This is a genomic window from Streptomyces sp. NBC_01669, assembly GCF_026339735.1.
Classification (GTDB): Bacteria; Actinomycetota; Actinomycetes; order Streptomycetales; family Streptomycetaceae; genus Streptomyces; species Streptomyces yanii.
Genome location: NZ_JAPEQG010000001.1, coordinates 3,594,641 through 3,619,416, shown reverse-complemented (window position 1 = coordinate 3,619,416; position 24,776 = coordinate 3,594,641). Strand labels below are relative to the sequence as shown.

The following is a 24,776-nucleotide window of genomic DNA, read 5'->3' as shown; positions in this document are numbered from 1 at the left end:
CAGTCGATTCTTTATGGCATAAGATATCAGGGAGAAAGTGGGTGGCCGTTCCGATGAGTCAGTCGCTGCCGGTGTCGTACGTCCAGGTTGTGGGCGTGGAGCGAATCACGCCGCGGATGGCGCGCGTCACCTTTACCGGAGATGCGCTGGCCGGCCTGATCGAGGACCGGCCGGATCAGCAGATGAAGCTCTGCTTCCCGAAGGGGCAGGGCGCGCCCGTGCTGCCGGAACAGGACGCCGACGACACGTACGGGATGCGGTGGTACGAGGCGTACCTCGCGATCCCGGAGGCCGACCGGCCGTGGATGCGGAGCTTCACCGTCCGGGCGTACGACCGTGAGCGCAACGAGATGACCGTCGACTTCGTGCTCCACGGCGACACCGGACCCGCCACCCGCTGGGGGCGTACCGCGCGGCCCGGGGACGTACTCGGCATGGTCGGCCCGTCCTCGGCGTACGCCCGGCCGCTGCCCCCCTCCGACTGGCTGCTGCTGGCCGGGGACGCGACAGCGCTCCCCGCGATCGGCACGCTGCTCGAAGCACTCCCGGCCGGGATGCGCGCGGTGGCATACGTGGCGGTCGTCGACGCGGGGGAGGAGCAGCGGCTCTCCTCCGCCGCCGAGGTGACCGTGCGCTGGGTGCACGCGGGGGAGGAGCTGACGGACGTGGTCCGCGCGGCGGAGCTGCCGGGCGAGGCGGGGGCGGGGGCCGCATGGCTCGCGGGGGAGTCGGGGACCGTACGGGCGCTGCGCCGCCACCTGGTCGAGGAGCGCGGGATGCCCAGGTCGGCGGTGGAGTTCAGTGGTTACTGGCGGCGCAGGCTGACCCAGGACGACGCCCCGACCGAGGAGGACCTGGCCTGGGCGAAGGAGCGGGCGGAGGAGGGTTCACCGTGAGCTGCGTACCGACCGGGACGACCGGACCGCCCGTCCCGCCAGCACCGAGGTCCGCCTGCCGTCCTCGATGACGAAGCGGCCGTCGATCAGGACGTGCGGGATGCCCACCGGCAGCGTGCGAGGCGTCTCGAAGGTCGAGCCCGCCGCCACCGTCGCCGGATCGAAGAGGACCAGGTCGGCGCGGTATTCCTCGCGGACGTAGCCCCGGTCGGGCAGCCGCAGCCGGGCCGCCGGGCGGGAGGTGAGATGGGCGACGCACTCCTCCAGTGAAAGGATGCCCAACTCCCTTACGTACCGGCCGAGATACTGAGGGAACGTGCCGTACGCGCGCGGGTGAGGCTTGTCGCCCTGGAGGATGCCGTCGCTGCCGCCGGTGTGGACGCGGTGGCGCATGATCTGCCGGACGTTCTCCTCGTGGCCGACATGCTGCAGGATCGTCGAGCCGAGCCGGTCGCCGAGGAGCAGCCGCCGGGCGGTCGCCCAGGGGGCCTCGCCCCGCAGCCGCGCGGACTCGGCCACCGTACGGCCGACATGGTCGGCGAGCGCGGGCACGCTCACGCCGGAGATCTCGATGGTGTCCCACTCGATCGGCACGCCGTGGCAGCCGTCCGAGCCGAGGACCTCCAGGTGGTGGCGGACGGTTTCCGCCGTCGCGTCGTCCGCGAGCCGTTCCAGGACGTCCTCCGGGCCACCCTCGCTCGCCCAACTGGGCAGCATGGCCACGAGCGTGGTGCAGCCGGGGGTGTACGGGTACGTGTCGAGGGAGATGTCCGCGCCCGCGGCGAGAGCGTTGTCGAGGAGGGCCAGCAGGTCCGGCGCCTTGCCCTTGTTCACGCCGAAGTTCATGGTGGCGTGCGCGAGATGGAGGGCGCAGCCCGCGTTACGGGTGAGCTGGACCATCTCCTCGTACGCACCGAGCGCGCCCGTGCCGTACGAGCGGTGGTGCGGGCAGTAGTAGCCGTCGTACCGGGCCACCACCCGGCACAGCTCGGTGAGTTCGGCGTCATCGGCATACATGCCGGGGGTGTACGTCAGCCCGGACGACATGCCGACCGCGCCGTCCGCCATCCCCTGCGCCACGAGCTCCTTCATCCGGGTCAGTTCGGCGTCGGTGGCGGGGCGGTCGTCCCAGCCGACGGCGTACATCCGAACGGTGCCCTGCGGGATGAGGTACGCGGCGTTGACCGCGATGCCCTCGCCGCCGAAGTTGCGGTCGAGGCGGTCCAGGTACTCGCCGACCGTGCGCCAGTCGAAGTCGATGTCACCGCCGTCGCCGTTCCAGCCGGTGATCGCCTTGCGCACCTCGGCGAGGGTGCGGGTGTCGACCGGGGCGTACGACAGCCCGTCCTGGCCGAGCACTTCGAGGGTGACGCCCTGGGCGGCCTTCGCGCTGTGATCCGGATCGCGGAGAAGCGCGAGGTCGCTGTGTGCGTGCATGTCGACGAAACCGGGGGAGAGGGCGAGACCGCCGGCGTCGAGGGTGCGGCGGGCGGTCGGGCGGGGGCCGTGCCCCTCGCTCTCCTTGCGGATCTCGGCGATCCGGCCGCCGGCGATGCCGATGTCGGCGCGGTAGGAGGGGGTGCCGGTGCCGTCGATGACGGCGGCGTCGCGGATGACGAGATCCATGGTGTGCAGGCCTTTCAGTGCCGGTGTTCTTCCCCCTCCCCGCCCCTTCCCGTAACCGGGGGCGCTGCCCCCGCACCCTCGCTCCTCAATCGCCGGAGGGGCTTGAGTGGACCCGCCGGACGGTTGGAGTGGACCCGTGACCGGGGGCGCTGCCCCCGCACCCCCGCTCCTCAATCGCCGGAGGCTGAAGTGGGCCCGCCGGAGGGGCTTGAGGAGCGGGGGACCTGGGCGGCCGGGCGGGGCGGGGCAAAGCCCGTCCGGCGATTGAGGGCGACGCCCGCAGGGATCAGAAGAACGTGCGGATGTAGTCCGTGACCGTGCCGTCCGCCTCGACGAGCGGAATCAATTGCCACTTGTCGAACGACGTGCACGGGTGCGACAGCCCCATGCCGACCCAGTCCCCGACCTCCAGCTCCGCCCCGGCCTCGGTGCGCAACCACCCGTGCTGGTCGGACAGCCCGGTGACGGTGATGCCGGTGGCAGCCCGCACCGAACCGTCCCGCCCGGACCGTACGACCTGTGCCTGCGGAAGATCGAGGTCGTACGCCGCGTCCCGCTTCCCCGCGTTCACGAACGCCTGCTCGTCGGACGGCCGCGAGACGACCTGCGCCCAGAGGCGGAACGCGGGCTGCAGAGCGCCCTCCTCCGGGACCCGGTTGAACGGGGTGAGGTGCAGGTAGTGCCCGTCGTCGTGGGAGACGTACGCCCCAGAACGCAGCAACTTGCAGACCGGGCGCGTGAGGTCCGGAATCTCCGCGAAGACGTCCGCGACCGCGTCGAACCAGGCGCTGCCGCCCGCGCTGATCACGATCAGGTCGTCGTCGGCCAGTGCGGCGAACCGGCCCGCCTTGTCGAAGTCGGCGGCCACCCGGACGAGCCGGTGCAGCCAGTCCCGTACCCGCTCCGCGGACGCGTCCGGCACCTCGCCCTCGTAACCGGCGACCCCGACCAGACGCAGCGTCCCCGCCGTGGCCACCGCGTCGGCGACCGCCGCGCAGCCGGCCTCGGTACGGACACCCGTGCGGGCCCCCTCACCGGCGCCGAGTTCCACGACCACGTCCACCGGACGTACCGCACCCGCGGCGCGCAGCGCTTCGTCCATCAGCTCGACGCCGCGCACCGAGTCGACGTAACAGATGAAGTGGAAGTCGGGGTCGGAGTCCAGCTCGCCGGCGAGCCAGCGCAGTGCGACCGCGTCGACGAGCTCGTTGGCGAGGAAGATCCGTTCGATTCCGTACGCGCGGTACACCCGGACCTGGTGCGGAACGGCGGCGGTGATGCCCCACGCGCCGTGCTCCAGCTGCCGGGCGAAGAGCTGCGGCGCCATGGACGTCTTGCCGTGCGGCGCGAACGCGAGCCCGTGACGTTCGGCGTACGTCTCCAGCAGCGCGAGGTTGTGCGCGACGGACTCGGCGGAGAGGGCGAGGACGGGCGTCGTGAAGCCGCCGGTGAAGAGGTTGCGGCGCTCGGCGGCGAGGGCGGCGACCGTGAGTCCGTCGGCGTCGGGCGGGAGCGCCTTGAAGCGGTGGTCGACGCGCTCGGCGGCGAGTTCGCCAAGCGTGTGGGGAGCTGTCGCGACGTCCTCGTCGGCGGCGGCCATGGACCCTCCTCGAAATCTGTTCGTTGCATCATGCGCAACACCCATTGCGCATATCGCTTGACGCTGTCTAACATCCGAGCCGACGCCGGGTCAATGGTGAGAGCCGGTGCGGAGCACTGACCAGCGAGGAGCCCAGAGTGTCCGGACCCGCAGCCGTGGGACGTGCAGCCGCCACCGCCGATGTCGTCTGCCTCGGTGAGTCCATGGTGACGTTCCTGCCCTCGCAGCCCGGCCGCCTCGCCGACGTCCCGTCCTTCGGCCGTGCGATCGGAGGCGCCGAGTCCAACGTCGCCTGCGCTCTCGCGGCGGCGGGACACCGCGCGAAGTGGGTCGGCCGGGTCGGTGCGGACGGGTTCGGCGACCACCTCGTCGACGCGATCGCGGCCTACGGGGTCGACACGTCGGCAGTCCGGCGCGACCCCGACCGCCCCACCGGCATCTACTTCCGTACGGCGGCGGACCGGGCGACGGGTACCCACGAGGTCGCGTACTACCGGGCAGGGTCGGCGGCCTCCGCGATGTCCCCGGCGAACGTTCCGTACGAGGACCTGCTCGACGCGCGCATCCTGCACCTGACCGGTATCACGGCGGCCCTCTCCGCGGACTGCCTGTCCCTGCTCCGCTCCCTCACCGAGCCCCGCCCCGACCGCCCGTTGATCTCCTTCGACGTGAACCACCGCCCGCACCTGTGGCGCGCCGGCGTTGAGGGACCGGGCGTGCTGCTCGACCTCGCGCGCCGCGCCGATCTCGTCTTCGTCGGTGAGGACGAGGCGGAGGAGGCCTGGGGGCTGCGGGGCGCCGACGCCATCCGTGAGGCGCTGCCGGAACCGGCGGTGCTCGTGGTCAAGCGGGGGGCGGAGGGGGCGACGGTCTTCTCGGCGCGACGCCCCGAACTCCGGACCGGCGGCCCGGGGGCGGCGCCTGCGACCTCCGACACCGTCACGACTGTCCCCGCCCTCCGCGTGGACGTCGTCGCCGCCGTCGGCGCGGGCGACGCCTTCGCCGCCGGTTTCCTCTCCGCCACCCTCCGCGAGCTCTCCGTCCGCGACCGCGTCCGCCACGGCCACCTCATGGCCGCCGCGGTCCTCACCGTCCCCGGCGACCTCACCGACCCGCCGGCCCGTGCCCACGCCGACGAACTCGTCGCTCTCGACGACGCCGCCTGGGGGAGACTTCGTCTCGGTCCCGGCTGGACGGCAGCCGACCGCGCCGGCATCGACCGGAGCCCGGCCCCGCAGGAGGTCCACCCGACATGAGCCAGACCGTCGACCGCGCACTGAGCATCCTTCCGCTCCTCGCCGAGGGCCCCGCCGACCTCGGCCAGGTCGCCGACCGCCTCGGCGTCCACAAGTCCACCGCGCTCCGCCTGCTCCGTACGCTGCACGAACACGGTTTCGTCTACCGCCAGCAGGACCAGCGCTACCGCCTCGGAGCCCGTCTCTTCGCCCTCGCGCAGGAGGCCGTCGAGAACCTCGACGTACGCGAGATCGCCCACCCCCACCTCGTCGAGCTCAACGCGCAGTGCGGGCACACCGTCCATCTCGCGGTGTACGAGGAGGAGGAAGTCCTCTACATCGACAAGGTCGAGAGCCGCTACCCGGTCCGGATGTACTCGCGGATCGGCAAGCCCGTCGCGATCACCGTCGCCGCCGTCGCCAAGCTGCTGCTCGCGGATCTGTCCGAGCCCGAACGGCGGGCGATCGCCGAGAAGCTCGACTACCCCATGTACACGTCCCGTTCGGTCCCGAACGCCGGTGCCTTCCTCAAGGAACTCGCCGTCGTCCGCGAACAGGGCTGGGCCACCGACCTCGGCGGCCACGAGGAGTCCATCAACTGCATCGGCGCCCCGATCCGCGGCGCGGACGGCCGTGTCGTCGCCGCCATGTCGGTCTCCGCACCCAATGTGGTGGTCACGGCCGAGGAACTCCTCACCTTGCTCCCGCTGGTGCGCCGCACCGCCGACACCATCAGCCGGGAGTACTCCGGCACCACCCAACCCAAGAAAGCCTGAACCGCGATGACCGAGAAGACCGCTCTCACCCCCAGCACCCACACCACGCCGCCCGCCAAGTTCTCGCACGGCGTGAAGAAGGGGAACATCCTCCAGGTCGCCGGCCAGGTCGGCTTCCTGCCCGCCGTTGAGGGCCAGGCCCCCACCCCGGCCGGCCCGACGCTGCGTGAGCAGACCCTCCAGACGTTCGCCAACGTCAAGGCGATCCTGGAGGAGGGCGGCGCGAGCTGGGACGACGTGATGATGATGCGCGTCTACCTCACGGACGTGGACCACTTCGCGGAGATGAACGAGATCTACAACACCTACTTCGGCGAGCAGAACCTCAAGGAGGCCCCTGCCGCCCGTACGACGGTGTACGTCGGCCTCCCCAAGGGCCTGCTGATCGAGATCGACGCGCTCGCCGTCCTGAGCTGAACGATCCCCAGCTGATCCGCTTGCCCGGAGACGGTCCTCTCGGTGGCCGGATTCGCGGTGGCGGCGCTGCTGAGCCCGGTGATCCGACGCCGGTCGCCGGTGGCGCCGGGGCGCGGGATGCCGGACCGGACATCCCGCGCTGCCCGGCGCAGTGCGTCGAGCAGCGCGGCCCCTGCGCCACCGAGCGGCCACCACCCGGTGAACACGCAGCAGCGCCACCGGGGGAGCGGCGGCGCTGCTGGTCACGGGCTGGTGCTCACGAACACCGGGTTGGGGTCACGGCAGGCCGTGGACGTGCGGGGCCACCGCGTTCGACCAGGCGTTGCCCGACGTGGCGTCCCAGTTGGTCGACCAGGTCATGGCGCCGCGGATACCCGGGTAGGTCTTCGCGGGCTTGAAGGTGCCACAGTTGGTCCCGGAGGCCAGGCAGTCCAGGGCCGCGTTCACGATGGACGGGGAGACGTAGCCGCTGCCCGCGCCGCTGGTGGAAGCGGGGACGACCGAGATGATGACGTTCTTCCCGGCCGCCCGCTTCGCCTTGATGCCTGCGTTGAACTGGCCGACGGTGTAGCCGTTCAGGCCCGCTGTGTCCAGGCTGAAGGTGACTGCACCCGGCGTGGTCGTGGCGTCGGCGACGGAGGCCGCGATGATGTCATAGTTCGCCGGAACGGCGCTGAGCTTCTGCACGGTCGCACCGTTGTTGAAGTTCTGCCATTGGCCTTCTCCCCCCACATGGGGGGATTCTCTCCCTGGCGTCCGTGCGAACGGATCGCCTTGAGTCGGATTCCTGGTTCCTTCCCACCAGTGGGGTGGGGGTTGTGCACGGTGCCGGGACGGGTCCCTGGTCTTACCTGTGCTCCGCAGGCGTTTACTCGCACCGTTACCAGTGTGAGGCCCCCGGCCCGGGGGTGGGTGGTACAGCTTGTTGTGCGGCGCGGATGCGCCGCCCCTCAGTTCTGATGTTGATGCCCGCGTTGTGGTCGCGATCATGCCGTGTACCGCACGCAGAGCACGTCCAGGCACGGATATGCAGCGGCTTGGGTCCGTCGCGGTGTCCGCAGGCGGAGCAGATCTGGGAGGACGGGAAGGCTCGGTCGACCTTGGTCAGGGTGCGTCCGTACCGGGACGCCTTGTACTCCAGCATGGTCACGAAGGCGGACCAGCCCGCGTCGTGCACGGACTTCGCCAGCCGGGTGCGGGCCAGGCCCCTCACGCTCAGGCTCTCCACACTGACCGTTTGGTTCTCACGGATCAGTTTCGTGGACAGCTTGTGGTGAAAGTCCCGGCGCGCATCCGCCACCTTCGCATGAGCGCGGGCCACCTTGATCCGCTGCTTGTTCCGGTTCTTCGACCCCTTCTTCCGCGACAAGCTGCGCTGCTCGCGCCTGAGTTTCTTCTCAGCCCGGCACAGGAAACGGGGCGACCGCACCCGGGATCCGTCAGCCATCACGGCGAAGTGAGTCAGCCCCAGATCGATGCCCTGGTCACGGTCGAGCGGGGGCAGGCTTTCGTCTGCGGGGTCGGTCTCCACAACGAAGCTGACCCAATACCGGCCCGCCGCGTCCTTGATCACCGTCACCGTCGACGGCACCGACGGCAGGGTCCGGGACCAGCGCACCCGTACCGGGCCGATCTTCGGCAGGTTCAACTTCCCGTCCGCCGTGATCGACCACTTTGCGTTCGCGGTGAACCGCACAGCCTGGCGACTGTCCCGCTTCGATTTGAACCGGGGCTCGCTGGCCTTCGGCCCCTTTCGGGCGCCCTTGATGCTTCCGAAGAAGTTCCGGTATGCCGCATCCAGGTCCCGCAACGCCTGCTGGAGCACCACCGCCGACACTTCCCCGAGCCAGGACCGCTCCGGGGTCTTCTTCGCCTCGGTGATGTACCGCTTCGACAGCTCCGCCGACGTCGGATACGGCAGGCCCTGCTCATGGGCCTGTTTCCGGGCCCGCAGGCAGTCGTTGAAGACCACCCGAGCGCAGCCGAACGCCCGGCCCAGCGCAAGGCGCTGGCCAGGCCCCGGCTCGATCCGAAACGCGTAACGAAGCTGCACACACACGACCGTATGACCGAAACTCGACGATCCATGCGACAAGACCAGAACTGGCAGGAGTTGCCCCCTTGTGATCCAAATCGCACCATCGCGACCACAACGCGTCACAACCTGCTCCCCCGACACGCACTGAAGAAGCCACACGCCAGTGTCAAAGGCCGGGCAACCATGCTGGCCGATAAGCTGGTCCAGGCCAATCGAGTTGTCAAGACCTCTGGCGGCAACGGCTGTGATCAGCGGGCGCGGTGGCTGTGGTGGGCGCGACGGAATCGCGAGGTCCAGTGGTCCGGACCGCTGTCGGTCGAAGTCACCCGGAGGCAATCTCCGTTGACGCTTTCCGGTGATCTTTTCGCGCGCGGTTCGAGCGCTCTCGCGGGTGGGCGGGCCGAGATCGTCGGACAGTGACCGAGCCCCGACTCGGAGCCTGCCGCCGATCGGCGGAGATCCATTCTGACGTGCGCGAACGAATTCCGAACATCGGGAATCGGAACGGAGTTCAGTAACCCTCCGCAGTGGTACGGAAGTTAACGAGTCTCGGTTTCGTCCGATTTCGCACCGGTGCGTTGCGTGCGGGTCGCCCCCGCACCGCGCGCACCTTGTCGTACTGGCCTCCGAAAAGTGTTCTCTGGCTGGTAAGACGTGGATAAAGTGCTGACGCAGAAGCACGGAGCAGGAGCGATTGCGGCCGTTGTCGTGACGACAACGGCCGGAGCCGAACGGGGAACCAGCGTGCCGACCGCAATAACAGTGACCAGTGCTGATCTCGTGCTGCCGCCGACCGACCAGCAGACACCGACAGCCGCTTTACTCCGGGCTCCGGAAGACCAGACCATGGACCAGGCGATCGGCGACATGCATGTGCTGCTGGAGCAGCACGGGTATGTCGTCGCCATCTACTCGGCCAACCTGCCGATCGCCCATGAGCGCAGGATGCACTCCGTCAGATCGGTCCTGGAGAGTGACCGGATCGCCCTGCTCAAGGTGGATCTGCCACCGTTGGGTCTCGCCGTACTGGTGCGTCAGCTGCGTCAGTTGTCGATCTGCGACTTCAGCCCGGGGGTGGTGGCATCCGCCGCTCGGCTGCTGCCCCACTACATCCACGCCGGCGCCCTGCTGAACTCCGTCACCAAGCTGGACCGGGTTCCGGTCAGCCTGAAGACGCATGCCAAGTCCTGGGTCCCGGGGTCCCAGTTCGCCGTGCTTGCGGGCCCGAACCCGCAGCTCATCAAGGTCGGTCCGACCGTCAAACCTTTGGACGGCCCCGAATTCGCGACGGATCTGCTGGTCGCCAAGGGGCAGTCGCAGTCCGAATGGGTGCAACAGACCTTGGCCCCCGCATGGAAGGTCCAGGCCATTCACGAGGCCGCCCTGCCTTCCGATTCCCCCGGCTGGTGGGGGACCGGAAAGCTGGTGGAATTTGCCGCTTACCTTCCGGACATCTCCGTGCTGTACCAACTCGTCGCCTCGGTAAGGCGGGAGATCTGCCACTGGTGCGGAATGGAGCTCATCGGGGACCGTTGCGGATTCTGTACGTCACCGCTTCACGCTCCCGAGAACCGAATGCCTTCCGGTGGTGTCCTCAGCCAGGGGGCACCTGCACCACCGGGCTCCTAGCGCCCCCGGATTCCTCCACAGTCGCATATATCTGCTTTCCGCTCCCCGACCACCGCTCCTGAGCCCCGCTCCCTGTCATCCGCCGTCCCCGTCAAGCTGCACACAAGGCCCATAGACAGGTCTACGCGCAGATACAGACGCAGATTCAGACATAAACCCGAGTCACCGCACATCCTTCTGTCCGCTGCCCCACGCATCCATACGAACGAGGTTGTCCGGCCCATGAACTCCCGCCAGCGCCGCGGCGTGATACTCCTGCTCCTGTCGGTCCTGTGCGCCTTCGGCGCCTTCGCCGGGGTGCTCTCGGTGATCAGCGACGTCAACTCCAAGGTCGGCCCCGAGGTCTCCGCCTACCAGTTGAAGTCCGACGTCGCCCCCTATACGGCGCTGTCCACCGGGCAGTTCAAAAAGATCACGATGCCGAAGCGCTGGCTCTCGACCAACGCCGTGACCGACCTCTCCGAGGTCAACGGCAAGATCGCCGTCACCCAGCTGCGCAAGGGCTCGCTGCTCCAGTCGGACATGATGCAGAAGCGTCCCGAACTGCAGCCCGGTGAGCAGGAGATCGCCATCATGATCGACGCCGCGACCGGCGTCGCGGGCAAGATCACCCCCGGTGCGACGGTCAACATCTATGCCACCTTCGCCGGGGAGCAGGACGGCGCGCCGTCCCAGTCGAAGGTCATCGTCTCCAACGCCAAGGTCCTGGACGTCGGCAAGCTGACCGCCCTGGAGCCGGGCCGGGACGCCAAGTCGAACATGGGCACCGAGGCCGTCCCGATCACCTTCGCGCTCAACACGCTCGACACCCAGCGCATCGCCTATGCCGAGTCCTTCGCGGAGCACGTACGCCTTGCGCTCCTCGCCTCCGGCAGCGACAGCACCATCCGCCCGGGCGACCGCACCTACACGCTCGACAAGGACAAGTGAGGATCGAATGACCACGAGGATCCTCCCGGCGGTCGGCGACCCCGACGCGGCCAGATCCGTCACCACCCTGCTCAGCCAGCTCCCCGACGCCGAGCCAGGGGCTCCCGTCGGCGACTCGACGCAGCTGATCGACACCCTCGCCCGGCTCGCCGGCGAGTCGCTCGACGAACTGCCCGAGGTCGTGCTGGTCCATGAGCGGATCGGCCCGGTGCCGGCTCTGGAACTGATCCGGGAGGTCTCGCTGCGCTTCCCCGCCATCGGGGTCGTGCTCATCACCGCCGACGCCAGCCCCGGCCTGTTCGCCGCGGCCATGGAGTCGGGTGCCCGTGGCCTGGTCACCCTGCCGCTGAGTTACGAGGAGCTGGTCAACCGGGTCCAGTCCGCCGCCCAGTGGTCGGTCGGCGTACGGCGCCACCTGGGCACCGGAGGAGATGTCTTCACCGGTCCCGGCGGCACGGTCGTCACGGTCAGCGGTGCCAAGGGCGGTGTGGGCGCCACCGTCACAGCGGTCCAGCTGGCCCTGGCCTCCCAGGCGTCGGGCCGCACGGTCGCTCTCGTCGACATGGATCTCCAGGCCGGTGACATCGCCTCGTACCTCGATGTGCAGTTCCGGCGCTCCATCGTCGACCTGGCGGCGATCACCGACATCTCTCCCCGCGTCCTGTCCGACGCCGTGTTCAGCCACAGCTCCGGCCTCGCCCTGCTGCTGGCGCCCGGCGAGGGCGAACGCGGCGAGGAGGTCAGCGACCGGTCGGCCCGCCAGATCGTCAGCGCCCTGCGGTCGCGGTACGAGGTCGTGGTCATCGACTGCGGCAGCCAGCTCCAGGGCGCCAACGCGGCGGCCATCGAAATGGCGGACACGGCGCTGCTGGTCACCACCCCGGACGTGATCGCGGTGCGCGGCGCGAAGCGCACCGTACGGATGTGGGACCGGCTGCAGATCCGCAAGGCGGAGGAGACGCTGACCCTCGTCAACCGGTTCATCCGCAACACCGAGATCCAGCCCCCGCTGATCGAGAAGATCACCGGGACCCGGATGGCGAACACGGCCGTCCCCGCGAACTTCAAGGAGCTCCAGGGCGCCGTCGACGCGGGGCGGATGCATGAACTCGATGCCAAGAGCACGGTGAAGCAGGCGCTGTGGGGCCTGGCCGGAGAGCTGGGGATCGTGAAGGTCCCCGAAAACGCGGACAAGCGCGGCAAGTTCAAGAACGACCGAGGCTCGATCGGACGCCCGCGCAGATGGCGCGACGGTGACACCGGGGGCCGTGCGACGACCGAGGAGGCACGTTGAGCCATGGCGACCACCGAGATGAACGGCCCGGAGATACGGGAAACACAGGGAGTACGAGGACGGCGTTACCGCACAGCCGACCGTGAGCACGACGGCTGCCGTGTGACGGGGCGGGACCGTGACCGCGGTCAGACCGCCATCGAGTTCCTGGGCGTCACACCGCTGATCATCCTGCTGATGATCGCGCTGTGGCAGTGCGCGCTGATCGGCTACACGTTCTCCCTGGCGGGGAACTCGGCGGACGAGGCCGCCCACAAGGGCGCCATCTCCGGCGGTCTGCGCGCACAGGCATGCAGGCAGGTCGCCACCGAGCACCTTCCGAAGGCATGGCGGGAGAAGTCCAGGACGACGTGCCGCTCCTCGTCCGACATGTACAAGGCCGAGGTCAAGCTCAAGGTGCCGGTCCTGGTGCCCGGCGTCCTGAACTGGCCCTTCCACGTCACCGGCAACGCCGCCGCACCGCTGGAGGGCTGAGCGATGAACACACGCACGCACACACCCGCACGCACCACCCGCCGCCGCGACCGGGGCCAGGTCGCCATCGAGTACATGGGCTTCATCCCGCTGCTGCTCCTGGTCGGTCTCCTCGCGATCCAGATGGGCCTTGCCGCGTACGCCGCCAACCAGGCGGGCACCGGCGCCCGTGCGGGAGCCCGCCTGTCCAGCATGTCCGCCAGCGGGTCCGACTGCGCGGGGGCGGGCAGGGACGCGATGAGCGACTGGACCGCGAACAGGGCCCGCTTCAGGGCGAAGCCCTCCTTCGACGAGGTCACCTGCACCGTCCGCGTCAAGGTGCCGCGCATCATTCCCGGCGTCGACATCTGGGGCTGGGCCGAACGAAGCTCCACGATGCCCCGCACCTGAGCCCACAGCGCGCCGCACGTACGGCTGAGGCCCCACCGGTAAGCCAGAACGAGGAGTTACGGACATGAGTCTGCGGGCACGCGTCACCGCCCCCGAGAAGCACAGCGGAGCGAGGGAGGACGGCCACATGGTCGCCACCTACCGCGCCAAGCTGCTCGAAGAGATCGACCTGGCGGAGATGTCCTCGCTCGCCGCGGCCGACCGGCGGGCTCGGCTGGAGCGCGTCCTCAGCCACATCATCAGCCGTGAGGGACCGGTCCTCTCGACCGTCGAACGCACGCAACTGATCCGCCGGGTCGTCGACGAGGCCCTCGGTCTCGGCATCCTGGAACCGCTCCTCGAAGACGCGTCCATCACTGAAATCATGGTGAACGGACCGGACCAGATCTTCGTCGAGCGCAGCGGCAAGGTCGAGCAGCTCCCGATGCGCTTCGGTTCGCACGAGCAGCTGATGCAGACCATCGAGCGCATCGTGTCGACCGTCAACCGCCGGGTGGACGAGTCGAATCCGATGGTCGACGCCCGCCTGCCCAGCGGCGAGCGTGTCAATGTGATCATCCCGCCGCTCTCGCTGTCCGGTGCGACGCTCACCATCCGACGCTTCCCGCGGGCCTTCACGCTCCAGGAGATGATCAACATCGGCTCGCTCGACGAGCAGATGCTGATCCTTCTCTCCGGGCTCGTCCAGGCCAAGCTCAACGTCATCGTCTCCGGGGCCACCGGCACGGGAAAGACGACGCTGCTCAACGCTCTCTCCGGGCTCATCCCGGACAGGGAGCGCATCGTCACCATCGAGGACTCCGCCGAGCTCCAGCTCCAGCAGAGCCATGTGATCCGACTGGAGTCCCGCCCGGCGAACGTCGAGGGCAAGGGCCAGATCACCATCCGTGACCTGGTCCGCAACTCCCTGCGTATGCGACCCGACCGGATCGTCGTCGGAGAGGTCCGTGGCGGCGAATCGCTCGACATGCTCCAGGCGATGTCGACCGGTCACGACGGCTCGCTCGCCACCGTCCACGCCAACAACGCCGAGGACGCGCTCATGCGTCTGCAGACCCTCGCGTCGATGTCCGAGATCAAGATCCCGTTCGAGGCCCTGCACGACCAGATCAACAGCGCCGTCGATGTCATCGTCCAGCTCACCCGGCACGCCGACGGCTCCCGCAAGGTCACCGAGATCGCCGTCCTCGACTCGCACGGCCGTGACCCCTACCGCATCGTGACCGTCGCCCGGTTCAACGCCCAGCCGATGGCCGCCGACGGGCGGATCTACGGCGAGTTCCAGTACCTCCCGATCCCACGCAAGATCGCCGACCGTCTCTACATGGCCAGCCAGCCCATCCCGCAGGCCTTCGGAGTCGCCGCGTCCGCCGAACAGCTCGCCACCCGAGAGGCCAATTAGGTACCTGTGCCATGACAAATCTTCCTCTTCTCACGATCGGCGTCACGCTGCTCTGCGGCGTGACGGGCGTCATGGGCCTGCACGCCTACTCCGGCGGGAAGGCCGACCAGGAAGCGCTGGTCGACCGGCTGTCGCACACCGGCCAGATCCCCGAGGCAGGGCGCCACCGCCGCTTCCGGGGTGTCGACCGCAGGCTGCGCAAGACCGGGCTGGGCCGCAAGCTCGAACTGAAACTGGCGGCCACCGGACTCGAGATCACGCCGGGCGAATTCTTCGTCTACGCGCTCGCCGCGATGGCCGCACTGTGGATGATCGCCTCGTCGATCCTCGCCAGCTTCTTCGGTCCGGTCGCGGCACTCATCGGGCTCTGGGGCACCAATGCCTTCCTGAACTGGCAGCGGACCAAGCGCACCGAACGCTTCATCAACCAGCTCCCCGAACTCGCCCGCATCCTGGCCAACGCCACCCAGGCCGGGCTCGCGCTCCGTACGTCCATCAGCATGGCGGCGGACGAGATGGAGGACCCGGCGGGCGAGGAACTGGCCCGGGTCGCCCGTCGCCTCGCCGTCGGTGAATCCCTCGACGACGCGCTGAGCGAACTGACCGACCGGCTGCCGTCGCGCGAACTCGTCGTCCTCGTCACGACGCTCGTCCTGTCCAACCGGGCCGGCGGTACGGTCGTCAGCTCCCTGCGCAACCTCACCGAGACGCTGGAGGAACGCAAGGAGACCCGGCGCGAGGTCAAGACCCAGCTGTCCCAGGTGACGGTCACCGCCTACGCGGTCCCCGCCTTCGGCCTGGGCGCCATGCTCCTGATGAATGCGGTGATGCCCGGCGCACTCGACCGTATGACCGGCGCCCTCATCGGCCAGGTAGCGGTGATCGTCGCCATCGTCCTGTACGCGATCGGATTCATCGTGATCCGTCGCCTGTCCCGGATCGACGTCTGATGGGCGGCGCGAATATGGACCTGCTGCTCGCAGGCGTCGTAGGACTCGCGGTGTTCGGAGCCATCGCCGGTATCCGCATGTACCGGGCCGACGCCAAACTGCCCAGTGACCTCGCCATCGCCCTGGAGGTCGGCGCCACCCGCACCACCGCGGTCGGTTCCGGCATCGACCGGATGGGCATGCGCTGGGCCCCCATGGTGCTACGGATGATGGGCCCCAAGGCGGTCAACAAGAAGCGCCGCCAGATCGACATGGCGGGCAACCCGGGCGGTCTGACCATCGACCGCTACGCCGCCCGCCGCTTCGTCTACGGCGCCCTCGGCGCGTTCGGCGCCCTGACGATGCTGATGCGCGGCCAGCTCTTCCTCGCCATTCTGCTGATCGCCTTCGGTCTGTTCTGGGTCGAGGTCGGCATCTGGGCGGCGGTCCGTGTCCGCAGGGATCACATCGACCGGACGCTCCCCGACTTTCTCGACGTCCTCGCCGTCGTCGTCTCCGCGGGCCTCGGCTTCCGCCAGGCGCTCGGTCGTGTCGCGGAGAAGTACGAGGGCCCGTGGGCCGACGAGCTCCGCATCACCCTGCGCCAGATGGACATGGGTGTCAGCCGCCGCGAGGCGTTCGAGCAGCTGCGCAAGCGCAACGACTCGGAACAGGTCGCGATGTTCGTGACGACGCTCCAGCAGGGCGAGGAGCTCGGTGCGCCGATCGTCGAGACGCTGATCCAGATCGCCAACGACATGCGGCGTACGGACGCCCAGAACGCCCGCAGGAAGGCGGCCAGGGCCGTCCCCAAGGCGACCTTCGCGGTCACCTCCTTCCTGCTGCCGGGAACCCTGGTGCTGCTGACGGTCGGCTTTGTCTACGGAGCCAACGTCGACTTCAGCTTCCTCTCGGGCGGATGACATGGACGGCGGAGCCGATGACCACGACCCACGGAGGAGGTGACAGGCACATGTCGTTCCCACTCGGCAGCGCGCAGACGGGACTGACGTCGGACGTACGCCAGGCGATTACCGACCCCGGGCCGCGCCCGGCGTTCGCCATCCAGCTCAACGCGCTCCAGGCGATGTGCCGGCAGGTCTTCGGGTTCCGGCTCGCCATGATCGGCATGGCCACGCCGTTCGCGATCGCGCACACGGAGCCGGGACCGGCCACCTGGCTGATCGGCTCGGCGATCCTCGTCACCTTCATGGGCTCGTACGTCCTGTTCCGGGACTGGGAGCGCTTCGGCCCCGTTCTGCTCCGCCACCCCTGGCTGCTCGGCATAGACGCACTGTTCGGTGCCCTGCTGCTGGTCACCGCCACACCCGAGTCCACCCTCGCGTACGTGACCGTTTGCACCCCGCTGCTGGCCGGACTCGTCTACGGCTGGCGGGGCGCGGCGGTTTTCGCGGCGCTCCAGACGGTGATCGTCTTCGGCGTGTACGCCACCGACCCGAAGCTGGATTCCGCCGACGCGACGGCACTCCTCCTGCCCGGCTTCTGCATCATCGCGGGCGCCGTCGGCGTGACCCTGCGCAATCTCCTCCTCCGCTTCGGCACGGCCAGCCAGGCGCTCACCGAGACCAGGGCACGGCTCGCGGTGAACGAGGCGGTGGAGGGCGAGCGCACCCGGCTCGCCCGGGAGATGCACGACTCGGTGGCCAAGACCCTGCACGGTCTGGCGCTGGCCGCCGACGGTCTGGCCGGCTCCTCAGACCGGATGGATCCGCTCACCGTCAAGCACCAGGCCGAACTGGTCGCGCGCTCCGCCCGCCGGGCGGCGGCGGAATCGCGGGAGCTCCTCTCCGACCTGCGCCGCGAGTCCGGACTCGACGGGGGAGTGGACGTGGTCAGCGAGCTCCGCGCCCGCGCGGACGACTTCACCCGCCGCCACGGACTCACGGCCACCTTCCGGATGCTCAACGAGGCCCCGGTCCCGTCCGTACCGCACGTGGTCGCCCGCCAGCTGCTCACGGTCGCCTCCGAAGCGATGGAGAACGCCCATCGCCATGCCCACCCCACCTATCTCGTCGTGCTCGCAGGCGTGAAGGGCGATGTCCTGCGCGTCAGCGTGTACGACGACGGGCGCGGCCTCCCCCCGGGCACGACGCTCGACGACCTCAGGCGCGCCGGTCACTTCGGTCTCGTCGGCATGGTCGAACGCGCCGCGTCCATCGGCGCCCGCATCCGCATCGGCAAGGGCAAGGCCGCCAAGGGCACCGAAGTGCGCCTGGAACTCCCGGTGGCCGCTCTCGTCGCCGGTCCGGAAACACAGCAACTGAACTGACCCGCTCCACCCCACCCTCACCCCCCATAGATCCTGAGAGGAGGTCGCAGAATGCCGGACGATGTCTCCCGCGCGTCGGGCCAGAACTGGGCGGCACAGAACCACACCTCCCAGCACACGTCCTCGCACATCACCCCGCTCACCTCGGAGCTCAGCTCCTCCGGGTTCCCCATCCCCCAGCAGCCAGCGGCATCCGAGGTCACACCTCCCTTCCCCGCGGCACCGCCCCTGGCTCTCCCCAGCCCCCTGCGGGTCGTCGTCGCCGACGACAACCCCGTGGTCCGGGCCGGCCTGGGCGTGCTGCTCTCCGGCCGTGAGGACATCGAAGTCGTGGCGGAGGCCGTGGACGGCCGCCAGGCCTACGACATGGCCGTGCAGCACCGCCCGGACGTCGTCCTGCTCGACGTCCGCATGCCGGGCGTCGACGGCATCTCCGCGCTGCCGCACCTCGTGCGGGTCGCCCCCGTCATGATGCTGACCTACAGCCGCGAGAGCGAGATCGTCCACGAGGCGCTGCGGCTGGGCGCCGGTGGCTATCTGGTGCACGGCGAGTTCACGGCGGACCAACTGGTGCAGGCGGTACGTGACACCAAGAGCGGCCGCGCCCACTTCACCGCGACCGCGGCGAACGCGCTCCTGGCCCATATGCGGCAGGGAACGGCACCACAGGGGCAACCCCTTCCGGAGGGGCTGGGGACGGCGCTGACCACGGGCGTCCCCTACCCGAGGCCTGGATACGACGGACCCCCGGCGGGCGTGGCGCAGCAGGACGGTGCGCATGCACACGGCTCCGGTCCCGAAATGGTTCCACCTGCGCCGCAACCGGTCCGAAACGCTCAGGGTCTTTCGCATCTGCAACCGGTTGTGGCACAGTCTTCACTGACCGGGACGCCGGGAACGGCACCCAATAGGCAGCAGTACGGGCTGAGTTCGAGGGAGGTGGAGGTCATGGAGCTGATCGCGTCCGGCATGAGCAACCAGCAGATCGCCGCCACCTGCTTCATCAGCGAGAAGACGGTCAAGAACCACATCAACCGCATCTTCACCAAGCTCCACAGCGGCAGCCGCAGCGAGGCGATCGCCCGCTGGCTCGGCACGGCCCCGACGGGTGGGCCCGGCGCGCGGGGGACTGGTGGCCGTGGCTGAAGTGAGGGTCCGGACACCGGACAGCAGGGCGAGCCTCGGGATCCAACTCCCCTTTTGGGCCCGGGAATGGGCCCTGGGACCCTCTGGTGGGCAGGGTGTGCCGCCGTATGTTTCTCATGTCGCCAGCGGGACCGGCCAGGAGGAAGCCGGTACCGCGGGTGACACCAGAGAAACGTGCGAGTCGGCCGGCTACCGGTCGGCCGAACCCGGAGGGGAACACCATGTCGAACATCACCCTGAAGACCGCCGTCCGCGTCAACGGCTGGGCCAACACCGCCGTCAGCAAGATCCAGAAGCGTTACGAGGCCAAGGACCGCGGCCAGACGGCCTTCGAGTACCTGGGCATCATCCTCGTGGTCGTGGCGATCATCGGTGCGATCGTGGCTACGGGTATCGGCAGCGCGATCTCGGGTCGGATCTCCGGCCTGGTGAGCTCCATCACCGCGGGCTGATGATTGGTCGTCAACGCCGCGATTCAGGGCAGGCCTTCCCCATTTATGTAGTGATGGTGGCGGGCCTGCTCTTTCTCGCGTTGGCGTTCTTCGCTGTCGGTAAGGCTGCAGCCTTGCGCAATGGGGCCCAGGGTGCGGCGGACGCCGCCGCACTCGCCGCTGCTCAGCAGGCTCGTGACGAGTTCGAGGCGCCGTTCCTCGCGTCGCTTCCCGGGAACACGCTGGACCTGTACCTCCGCGCGCACCCCGTTGGCGGGTGCACTGCCGCTCAGGGATATGCCGCAGCCAACGAGGCTGATCTCAAGGGCTGCTGGCCGATTCCTGGTGGCTACCGAGACCGGATCAAGGTCGAGGTCCAGGGACTCAAGGCGGTGGACTCGCCTGTGCTTCCCGGCTCGAACAAGAAGGTCGCGACGGCCGAGGCGACTGCCGAGATCGAGTTCCGCTGCACTTGGAAGGCATTGGACTTCAATGATGACGGAGTCCAGGACTTGTACATCTTCAAGTGCGACGGCGGCGGGGTCGTCGAAATCGCGCCTGGCAGCCCACCGCCCTGGTCCCAGGTGAGCAAGATTCTCTTCGACGTGCACCTGATCGACGACTGACAGCGAACGACGACTAAAGGAATCAGAACCCATGAGCATTCGGCGCACCACCAAGTCCCGAAGGGTTGTGGCAGCTGTCTCGCTGACAGCGGCATTGGCCCTGGCCGTCACCGGGTGCGGTGCTGACGACGGCGGCGGAAAGACGAAGGACACGGGTTCTGAGTCGTCCTCCGCGCCCTCCAAGTCCTCCGACGGAGACAAGGGGGCGAAGCGGGAGGACACCGCCGCGGGAGACAACGTGGACCCGAATGTGAAGCTCGCCGAGGCCAGGGGGCAGGGCGGACTCACGCTCGTCATCAATCAGGTGAAGCGTGACTCTGGTGGCTTCGTCACCGTGCAGGGTGAGATCAAGAACGGGAGCGATACGGCGCAGCCCACTGCGGGCTGGGCCGGCTCCGAAGAAGCCGTTGTGAGGCAGAACCCCAACTCCGTCGCCGGTGCTGCGCTGATCGACAAGGTCGGTAAGAAGCGCTACTACATCCTGCGGGACACCGAGAGCCGCTGCCTGTGCACCACGGGAATCCTGCCGCTTCAGCCCGGCAAGTCGACTGCTGTCTTCATGCAGTTCCCGTCTCCCCCCACCAGTACGACCGAAGTTGACTTCATGCTCCCGACCTTCGCCACCACCTCGCTGAAGATCTCCGGGTGATGGCCGACATGACCCACACCCGTATGCGCCGCAGGCCACCGCGTCTCGCGGGACACGTCATCGCGGCCACCCTGCTGATGGCCAGTGTCACCGTCCTGGGGACCGCGCAGGCGGTTGCCGACGACGGTCCCAGCGTGCCGCCCGGCACCGAGGCGTCGTCGGTGCCACCCGTCAAGGTGGACGGCAACGACCCCGACCTCAAGATGGCCGAGGGGGCCACACTCGCCCCGGCCAAGGTCCTCGACATCATCCAGGTCGTCGAGGACCAGGGCGGCGAGGAGCGCCGCGAGGACAGCAACGCCAGCATCAAGTTCGCGCTCCAGGCCGAGGTTCTCTTCGGTAAGGACAGCGCGAAGCTGAGCGCGGCGGCCAAGTCCCGTATCGCAGCCGTCGCAGCCGAGATCAAGAAGCAGAACGCCACCAAGGTGCGCGTCTTCGGCTTCACCGACAATCTCGGGTCCTCCGCACACGGCGACGTGCTGTCCAAGCAGCGGGCCGATGCGGTGCACGGCGTGCTGGTCGAGTCGCTCGGATCGACGATCACCTTCGAGATCCGCGGTTACGGCGAGCAGTACCCGATCGCCGACAACAGCACGGAAGAGGGCCGGAAGAAGAACCGGCGCGTGGAGGTGTCCTTCCCGCGCGGCAGCGCTTCCTGACCCAGGCGCGTACGCACGGGGCTCGGTACCGCGAACACCTCGCGGTACCGGGCCCTGCGCCGTTACAGCAGGTGGTCGGCGGCGCCGGCCTTGATGTCGCGGATCATCTGCTGGAGTGCTTCGCGACTGTCGGTGAGGAAGTGCTCCTCCGCACCCGCGATGGTGATGTAGCTGTTGCCTTGCTCATCGGTTCCGAGCCGGTAGCAGGAGTTTCCCTCGCCGCAGAACGCGTCTTCCCAGTTGACGTCCGGCATCCGTGATCCCTTCAGAGTTGGCGTGCGATGTTGTGGATGAAGTCCCGCGACTCGCTCGGCGGCAGCGCGATTCCCTCCATCCAGTCCAGGTGGGCCCGGTACTTCGCCAACTGCGCCTCCGAGTAGACGAAGACGGGCCCGTGCGAGTTGTCGATCTGTACGGTGTCGAGCTGGGATACCGGTCCCTCCGCGTACAGGACCGTCTGACCCGCTCCGGGGAACGCTCCTGCCTCGAACGGAATGACCAGCAGCGTCACGTTCGGCTGTTCGGACTTCTTCAGCAGATGCTGGAGCTGGGCGCGGGCCACCCCTCGGCCACCGAACTGCATGCGGAGCGCGGCCTCATGAACGATGCCGGTGTACGGCGGTGGCGGGTCGCCGTCCAGGACCTCCTGGCGCTCCACGCGATGGGCCAGACGCAGTGCGATCTCGCGTTCCGGCAACTGGGGGATCACCACGCGGAACACGGCCAGGGCGTGGTCGGAGGTCTGGAGCAGGCCCGGGATGTGCATGGAGTACGCAGCCCGCATGCGGAGAGCGTGCGCCTCCAATTCTGCGATATCAAGGAGCCCTTGAGGTAGCGACCCCCGGTATCTCTCCCACCATCCGCGGCTTCGCGGCTGAGACATTTCGACGAGCGCGTCGACGTACTTGTCGTCCGTGCAGGCGCAATTGCAGGCCAACGTGCGCAGGCGGTCCGGGCTGATGGGGCGTGCTCCGGACTCGATGTTCGAGATCTTTCCGCGGTCCACACCGAGCAGACCGGCCGCGAACTCGGCCGATACGTCGGCCGACGTGCGCATTCTCCGCAGTTCGGCCCCAAGCCGCTTCTGGCGTTCGGTAGGCGACGTCCTTGCTGCCATGCCGTTCCTTTCCGCATGCGGTCACCGGCAGTCTGCCGCCTGTGCGTGCGACCCGGCCACGAAAGGGTCCAGTTTCCATGTGGGAAGGGTTATTTTGCCCTCCGGACGCTACATTGGGTAACGCACTGCTCACGTTGCGATGAGTCAGAAGTGCATCGCGCGGTCCTGCCCGCAACCTCCTGCCCTGGGAGGGGCGGCCCGCGCCAGGGAGACAAGCCACTGCTCATTCAGCAGCGCACGAGCCACCTGTGCGCATCGACGCGATAGAGAGACCGCCAACTCGCCACCCGTACAAGGGGAGTCAGTCATGCCGCAATCTCCGCGCGCCGCGCTCTGCCCGGTAGCCACCGAGGAGCCCGCACCCGACCCGTACCCGTATGCGACCCCGTACCCGAGGCGCCGCTCCGAGCGTGGGCTCGCGCTCAGTCTCACTCTTCCCGGTGATCCGCGGAGCGCGGCGATCGGACGCGACGCGATCACGGCCTCGCTGCACGCGTACGCGCTCACTCCCTACATCTGGCCGGCCGTGCTCGTGGTGAGCGAACTGGTCGGCGTCACCTCCACCATGACCCCGGGTCAGGAGCTGTACGTCTCCGCTCGACAGCGCGACAACGCGCTCCGCATCGTCGTCTGGGACCAGCACCCGCGCCACTCCGACCCGGACGCTGTCACCCTCTGCGAGGCGCGGCGCCGGCGGGCGCTGTGGCTGCTGGCTGCGGTGGTGGATGACTGGGGCGGGGAATGGGATGTCTGCGACGCGATGCCGTCGCACGCGGGCACCAAGTCCTGGGTGGTGCTGCCGCGCTGATCAGGCGCGAGGGGGCGGGGGTACTCGCAGCGCAGGGGCCACGGAAGGGAAGCCCGTGGCCTCCTGTGCGGCGCTCGTCAGCCGGAAGCGGACTTCGAAGAGCCGATCGTACGGGAGGAACTTCTCTCCCAGCTGGAGTTCTTGAGCTGCCGTCCGGTGTCGACGCGGGTGGGCGGCGTCATCGGTCATCGGAGCCGTTGTCGTCACGCAGCTTCCGCCAGAGGCGCGTGCGGTGCAGCACGTAGAGGGCGATGAGCAGGACGATCACTTGCACCCCCACGGCGAGCATCCAGAAGACGGCCCCGCTTTCCAGCTCGTCGGTCATGTAGGTGAAGTTCATGCCGAAGAATCCGGTGAGGAATGTCAGCGGCAGGAAGATCGTCGACACGATGGCCAGCCGGTTGATCACACCGTTCTGCTCGCCGGACACGAGGGAGGAGTAGCTGAGGAAGGCTCGCCGGGAGGCATCCTGGAGAGACGCGATGTCCGTGAGCACTGACTTCGCGGCGCGTTGGTACGAGCGAGCCAGCCTCTGCCGCTCCTCCGGGAACCTGCCGCTCATCGTCCTGCGCGTCAGGGTCTCGTCCGTCGCCTCCACGTAGGGCAGGAGTGAGTGGTGCAGAAGGGCCGCACGCCGTCGTAGACGCGCCAGATGGTAGACCTGTTGGGGGCGCCGTTGCTGGAACATCTCGTCCTCGAGGTCCTCCACCTCCAGCAGAGCCTGCACAGCGGACCGGCGATAGGTCTCCAGTGCCTCTTGCAGCAACAGGAACAGCGTGGCCACAGTGTCGGCGGGCCTCTCGTGCGGCAACCGGGCGAGAAGGGTTTTGATTGCTCCGATCGGCCCTCGGTGAACTGTGACCAGGTGCTGCTCGGTCACGAAGGCATGGACATGTGCGACCTGGCCTTCTTCGATGACAGGTACGACGAACGCGGCGCTGTCCCCGAGGAACTCGGCGCGCACGGATTCGCCTTCCCTGCCGAACCACGTCAAGTCCTCGGCCTCCAGACCGAGTTGGTGGGCGACCGGCTGTTCGTCGGGCGATGTCTCCTCGGGCAGCTCGATGTCCACGAGCAGAAAACGGGATGCCGCGAGACGCTCACGTGCCTCCGACACGTGTGTACGGGCAACGACCCCTTCCGGCATCGACACCACCGATACGATCATCGTCCCTCATCGTGGATCAACGGCTGCAGCACCTTTCAGCCTGTGTAAACGCCGACGTCCATGCGCACGGAGGGATCCATTCGCACTGTCGGCGGCCCCGAACGGGTGAGGGGCGCGCCCCGAGGTCCGCAGGCCGCGGGAATCGCTCGTGCCGCCAGGGAGTCGGCGCCCGGTTCGGTAAGGCCGTCGTCGGCGATCACCTTGGCCTCGGCACCCGTCCGGCCGTACAGGCCATGCCTGTTACGG

25 protein-coding genes and 1 pseudogene are annotated in these 24,776 nt (G+C 68.6%); 19 read left to right on the top strand and 7 right to left on the bottom strand.

Annotated elements, in window-relative coordinates:
• Positions 1 to 53 precede the first annotated feature (53 nt).
• Positions 54 to 896: a siderophore-interacting protein gene (locus OG972_RS15865; protein WP_266990514.1), complete on the top strand. Its 843-nt coding sequence runs from the start codon at positions 54 to 56 to the stop codon at positions 894 to 896.
• Here OG972_RS15865 and OG972_RS15860 read toward each other — a convergent pair.
• Together OG972_RS15860 and OG972_RS15855 are read right to left on the bottom strand one after the other, a co-directional pair.
• A complete protein-coding gene (locus OG972_RS15860) occupies positions 888 to 2,522 on the bottom strand; it encodes an amidohydrolase family protein (RefSeq protein WP_266982108.1) in 1,635 nt (544 codons plus the stop codon). The genes OG972_RS15865 and OG972_RS15860 overlap by 9 nt on opposite strands.
• A gap of 286 nt (positions 2,523 to 2,808) precedes the next feature.
• A complete protein-coding gene (locus OG972_RS15855; RefSeq protein ID WP_266982106.1) occupies positions 2,809 to 4,122 on the bottom strand; it encodes an alanine racemase in 1,314 nt (437 codons plus the stop codon).
• A gap of 137 nt (positions 4,123 to 4,259) precedes the next feature.
• Between OG972_RS15855 and OG972_RS15850 the strand changes: the two genes are divergently transcribed.
• Genes OG972_RS15850 through OG972_RS15840 form a run of 3 tightly spaced genes read left to right on the top strand, consistent with a single transcriptional unit; the run spans position 4,260 to position 6,550 of the window.
• Positions 4,260 to 5,378 carry a sugar kinase gene (locus tag OG972_RS15850; protein WP_266982104.1) on the top strand — a complete coding sequence of 373 codons (1,119 nt, stop codon included), beginning with the start codon at positions 4,260 to 4,262 and terminating at the stop codon, positions 5,376 to 5,378.
• A complete protein-coding gene (locus tag OG972_RS15845; protein ID WP_266982102.1) occupies positions 5,375 to 6,133 on the top strand; it encodes an IclR family transcriptional regulator in 759 nt (252 codons plus the stop codon). The genes OG972_RS15850 and OG972_RS15845 overlap by 4 nt, the downstream gene beginning before the upstream one ends.
• 6 nt (positions 6,134 to 6,139) lie before the next feature.
• Entirely contained in the window at positions 6,140 to 6,550 is a 411-nt protein-coding gene (locus tag OG972_RS15840) for a RidA family protein (RefSeq protein ID WP_266982100.1), read from the top strand.
• 276 nt (positions 6,551 to 6,826) lie between these two features.
• Here the strand turns inward: OG972_RS15840 and OG972_RS15835 are convergent.
• Positions 6,827 to 7,264, bottom strand: a pseudogene (locus OG972_RS15835) (hypothetical protein); the annotation flags it as partial.
• Between the two features lie 166 nt (positions 7,265 to 7,430).
• Complete coding sequence (locus OG972_RS15830) at positions 7,431 to 8,603, bottom strand: RNA-guided endonuclease TnpB family protein (protein ID WP_266982099.1); 1,173 nt, start codon at positions 8,601 to 8,603, stop codon at positions 7,431 to 7,433.
• Between the two features lie 747 nt (positions 8,604 to 9,350).
• Here OG972_RS15830 and OG972_RS15825 point away from each other — a divergent pair.
• The 14 genes from OG972_RS15825 to OG972_RS15760 all read left to right on the top strand — a co-directional run bounded on the left by OG972_RS15825 (position 9,351) and on the right by OG972_RS15760 (position 21,437).
• Positions 9,351 to 10,217 carry a hypothetical protein gene (locus tag OG972_RS15825; RefSeq protein ID WP_266990512.1) on the top strand — a complete coding sequence of 289 codons (867 nt, stop codon included), beginning with the start codon at positions 9,351 to 9,353 and terminating at the stop codon, positions 10,215 to 10,217.
• 222 nt (positions 10,218 to 10,439) lie between these two features.
• Positions 10,440 to 11,147, top strand: coding sequence for a Flp pilus assembly protein CpaB (gene cpaB / locus OG972_RS15820; protein WP_266982097.1), 708 nt, complete (start codon positions 10,440 to 10,442; stop codon positions 11,145 to 11,147).
• A 7-nt stretch (positions 11,148 to 11,154) separates the two neighbouring features.
• Positions 11,155 to 12,441 (top strand): AAA family ATPase, encoded by a 1,287-nt coding sequence (locus OG972_RS15815; RefSeq protein ID WP_266982095.1) that lies wholly within the window; start codon positions 11,155 to 11,157, stop codon positions 12,439 to 12,441.
• Between the two features lie 3 nt (positions 12,442 to 12,444).
• The gene (locus tag OG972_RS15810; protein WP_266982093.1) at positions 12,445 to 12,915 is read left to right on the top strand and encodes a TadE family protein; all 471 of its coding nucleotides are present in this window, start codon (positions 12,445 to 12,447) and stop codon (positions 12,913 to 12,915) included.
• A gap of 3 nt (positions 12,916 to 12,918) precedes the next feature.
• Entirely contained in the window at positions 12,919 to 13,305 is a 387-nt protein-coding gene (locus tag OG972_RS15805) for a TadE/TadG family type IV pilus assembly protein (protein WP_266982091.1), read from the top strand.
• Between the two features lie 64 nt (positions 13,306 to 13,369).
• Entirely contained in the window at positions 13,370 to 14,707 is a 1,338-nt protein-coding gene (locus OG972_RS15800; RefSeq protein WP_037688583.1) for a CpaF family protein, read from the top strand.
• Positions 14,708 to 14,718: 11 nt separating this feature from the next.
• On the top strand, positions 14,719 to 15,657 hold the full coding sequence (locus OG972_RS15795) for a type II secretion system F family protein (RefSeq protein WP_266982087.1): 939 nt from the start codon (positions 14,719 to 14,721) through the stop codon (positions 15,655 to 15,657).
• A gap of 14 nt (positions 15,658 to 15,671) precedes the next feature.
• Positions 15,672 to 16,559 (top strand): DUF5936 domain-containing protein, encoded by an 888-nt coding sequence (locus OG972_RS15790; protein WP_037689519.1) that lies wholly within the window; start codon positions 15,672 to 15,674, stop codon positions 16,557 to 16,559.
• Between the two features lie 50 nt (positions 16,560 to 16,609).
• The gene (locus OG972_RS15785; RefSeq protein WP_266982085.1) at positions 16,610 to 17,926 is read left to right on the top strand and encodes a sensor histidine kinase; all 1,317 of its coding nucleotides are present in this window, start codon (positions 16,610 to 16,612) and stop codon (positions 17,924 to 17,926) included.
• Between the two features lie 51 nt (positions 17,927 to 17,977).
• Positions 17,978 to 19,072, top strand: coding sequence for a response regulator transcription factor (locus OG972_RS15780; protein ID WP_266982083.1), 1,095 nt, complete (start codon positions 17,978 to 17,980; stop codon positions 19,070 to 19,072).
• A gap of 221 nt (positions 19,073 to 19,293) precedes the next feature.
• Positions 19,294 to 19,524, top strand: a complete 231-nt coding sequence (locus tag OG972_RS15775; protein ID WP_037688590.1) for a hypothetical protein — start codon at positions 19,294 to 19,296, stop codon at positions 19,522 to 19,524.
• Positions 19,524 to 20,129: a pilus assembly protein TadG-related protein gene (locus OG972_RS15770; protein ID WP_266982080.1), complete on the top strand. Its 606-nt coding sequence runs from the start codon at positions 19,524 to 19,526 to the stop codon at positions 20,127 to 20,129. Before OG972_RS15775 ends, OG972_RS15770 begins: the two co-directional genes overlap by 1 nt.
• A 31-nt stretch (positions 20,130 to 20,160) precedes the next feature.
• Positions 20,161 to 20,778 (top strand): hypothetical protein, encoded by a 618-nt coding sequence (locus OG972_RS15765; protein ID WP_266982078.1) that lies wholly within the window; start codon positions 20,161 to 20,163, stop codon positions 20,776 to 20,778.
• 8 nt (positions 20,779 to 20,786) lie between these two features.
• Positions 20,787 to 21,437, top strand: coding sequence for an OmpA family protein (locus tag OG972_RS15760; protein WP_266982076.1), 651 nt, complete (start codon positions 20,787 to 20,789; stop codon positions 21,435 to 21,437).
• Positions 21,438 to 21,499: 62 nt separating this feature from the next.
• Here OG972_RS15760 and OG972_RS15755 read toward each other — a convergent pair whose 3' ends face one another.
• Positions 21,500 to 21,691 (bottom strand): hypothetical protein, encoded by a 192-nt coding sequence (locus OG972_RS15755; protein ID WP_266982075.1) that lies wholly within the window; start codon positions 21,689 to 21,691, stop codon positions 21,500 to 21,502.
• Positions 21,692 to 21,702: 11 nt separating this feature from the next.
• Positions 21,703 to 22,554 (bottom strand): helix-turn-helix transcriptional regulator, encoded by an 852-nt coding sequence (locus OG972_RS15750; RefSeq protein WP_266982074.1) that lies wholly within the window; start codon positions 22,552 to 22,554, stop codon positions 21,703 to 21,705.
• 307 nt (positions 22,555 to 22,861) lie between these two features.
• On the opposite strand from OG972_RS15750, the gene OG972_RS15745 reads away from it, so the two are divergent.
• The gene (locus OG972_RS15745; RefSeq protein ID WP_266982073.1) at positions 22,862 to 23,362 is read left to right on the top strand and encodes an ATP-binding protein; all 501 of its coding nucleotides are present in this window, start codon (positions 22,862 to 22,864) and stop codon (positions 23,360 to 23,362) included.
• A gap of 178 nt (positions 23,363 to 23,540) precedes the next feature.
• Here the strand turns inward: OG972_RS15745 and OG972_RS15740 are convergent, their stop codons facing one another.
• Positions 23,541 to 24,530 (bottom strand): CorA family divalent cation transporter, encoded by a 990-nt coding sequence (locus OG972_RS15740; protein ID WP_266982072.1) that lies wholly within the window; start codon positions 24,528 to 24,530, stop codon positions 23,541 to 23,543.
• Positions 24,531 to 24,776: the final 246 nt, after the last annotated feature.

What these genes read in the sequence shown, in the direction of transcription:
- cpaB (WP_266982097.1), top strand. Translation starts at nt 10,440, where the DNA reads ATGAACTCCCGCCAGCGCCGCGGCGTGATACTCCTGCTCCTGTCGGTC.
- OG972_RS15765 (WP_266982078.1), top strand. Translation starts at nt 20,161, where the DNA reads ATGAGCATTCGGCGCACCACCAAGTCCCGAAGGGTTGTGGCAGCTGTC.
- OG972_RS15740 (WP_266982072.1), bottom strand. Translation starts at nt 24,530, where the DNA reads ATGATCGTATCGGTGGTGTCGATGCCGGAAGGGGTCGTTGCCCGTACA.
- OG972_RS15780 (WP_266982083.1), top strand. Translation starts at nt 17,978, where the DNA reads ATGCCGGACGATGTCTCCCGCGCGTCGGGCCAGAACTGGGCGGCACAG.
- OG972_RS15750 (WP_266982074.1), bottom strand. Translation starts at nt 22,554, where the DNA reads ATGGCAGCAAGGACGTCGCCTACCGAACGCCAGAAGCGGCTTGGGGCC.
- OG972_RS15845 (WP_266982102.1), top strand. Translation starts at nt 5,375, where the DNA reads ATGAGCCAGACCGTCGACCGCGCACTGAGCATCCTTCCGCTCCTCGCC.
- OG972_RS15855 (WP_266982106.1), bottom strand. Translation starts at nt 4,122, where the DNA reads ATGGCCGCCGCCGACGAGGACGTCGCGACAGCTCCCCACACGCTTGGC.
- OG972_RS15770 (WP_266982080.1), top strand. Translation starts at nt 19,524, where the DNA reads ATGATTGGTCGTCAACGCCGCGATTCAGGGCAGGCCTTCCCCATTTAT.
- OG972_RS15760 (WP_266982076.1), top strand. Translation starts at nt 20,787, where the DNA reads ATGACCCACACCCGTATGCGCCGCAGGCCACCGCGTCTCGCGGGACAC.
- OG972_RS15745 (WP_266982073.1), top strand. Translation starts at nt 22,862, where the DNA reads ATGCCGCAATCTCCGCGCGCCGCGCTCTGCCCGGTAGCCACCGAGGAG.
- OG972_RS15860 (WP_266982108.1), bottom strand. Translation starts at nt 2,522, where the DNA reads ATGGATCTCGTCATCCGCGACGCCGCCGTCATCGACGGCACCGGCACC.
- OG972_RS15815 (WP_266982095.1), top strand. Translation starts at nt 11,155, where the DNA reads ATGACCACGAGGATCCTCCCGGCGGTCGGCGACCCCGACGCGGCCAGA.
- OG972_RS15805 (WP_266982091.1), top strand. Translation starts at nt 12,919, where the DNA reads ATGAACACACGCACGCACACACCCGCACGCACCACCCGCCGCCGCGAC.
- OG972_RS15865 (WP_266990514.1), top strand. Translation starts at nt 54, where the DNA reads ATGAGTCAGTCGCTGCCGGTGTCGTACGTCCAGGTTGTGGGCGTGGAG.
- OG972_RS15775 (WP_037688590.1), top strand. Translation starts at nt 19,294, where the DNA reads ATGTCGAACATCACCCTGAAGACCGCCGTCCGCGTCAACGGCTGGGCC.
- OG972_RS15785 (WP_266982085.1), top strand. Translation starts at nt 16,610, where the DNA reads ATGTCGTTCCCACTCGGCAGCGCGCAGACGGGACTGACGTCGGACGTA.
- OG972_RS15795 (WP_266982087.1), top strand. Translation starts at nt 14,719, where the DNA reads ATGACAAATCTTCCTCTTCTCACGATCGGCGTCACGCTGCTCTGCGGC.
- OG972_RS15800 (WP_037688583.1), top strand. Translation starts at nt 13,370, where the DNA reads ATGAGTCTGCGGGCACGCGTCACCGCCCCCGAGAAGCACAGCGGAGCG.
- OG972_RS15790 (WP_037689519.1), top strand. Translation starts at nt 15,672, where the DNA reads ATGGACCTGCTGCTCGCAGGCGTCGTAGGACTCGCGGTGTTCGGAGCC.
- OG972_RS15755 (WP_266982075.1), bottom strand. Translation starts at nt 21,691, where the DNA reads ATGCCGGACGTCAACTGGGAAGACGCGTTCTGCGGCGAGGGAAACTCC.
- OG972_RS15840 (WP_266982100.1), top strand. Translation starts at nt 6,140, where the DNA reads ATGACCGAGAAGACCGCTCTCACCCCCAGCACCCACACCACGCCGCCC.
- OG972_RS15810 (WP_266982093.1), top strand. Translation starts at nt 12,445, where the DNA reads ATGGCGACCACCGAGATGAACGGCCCGGAGATACGGGAAACACAGGGA.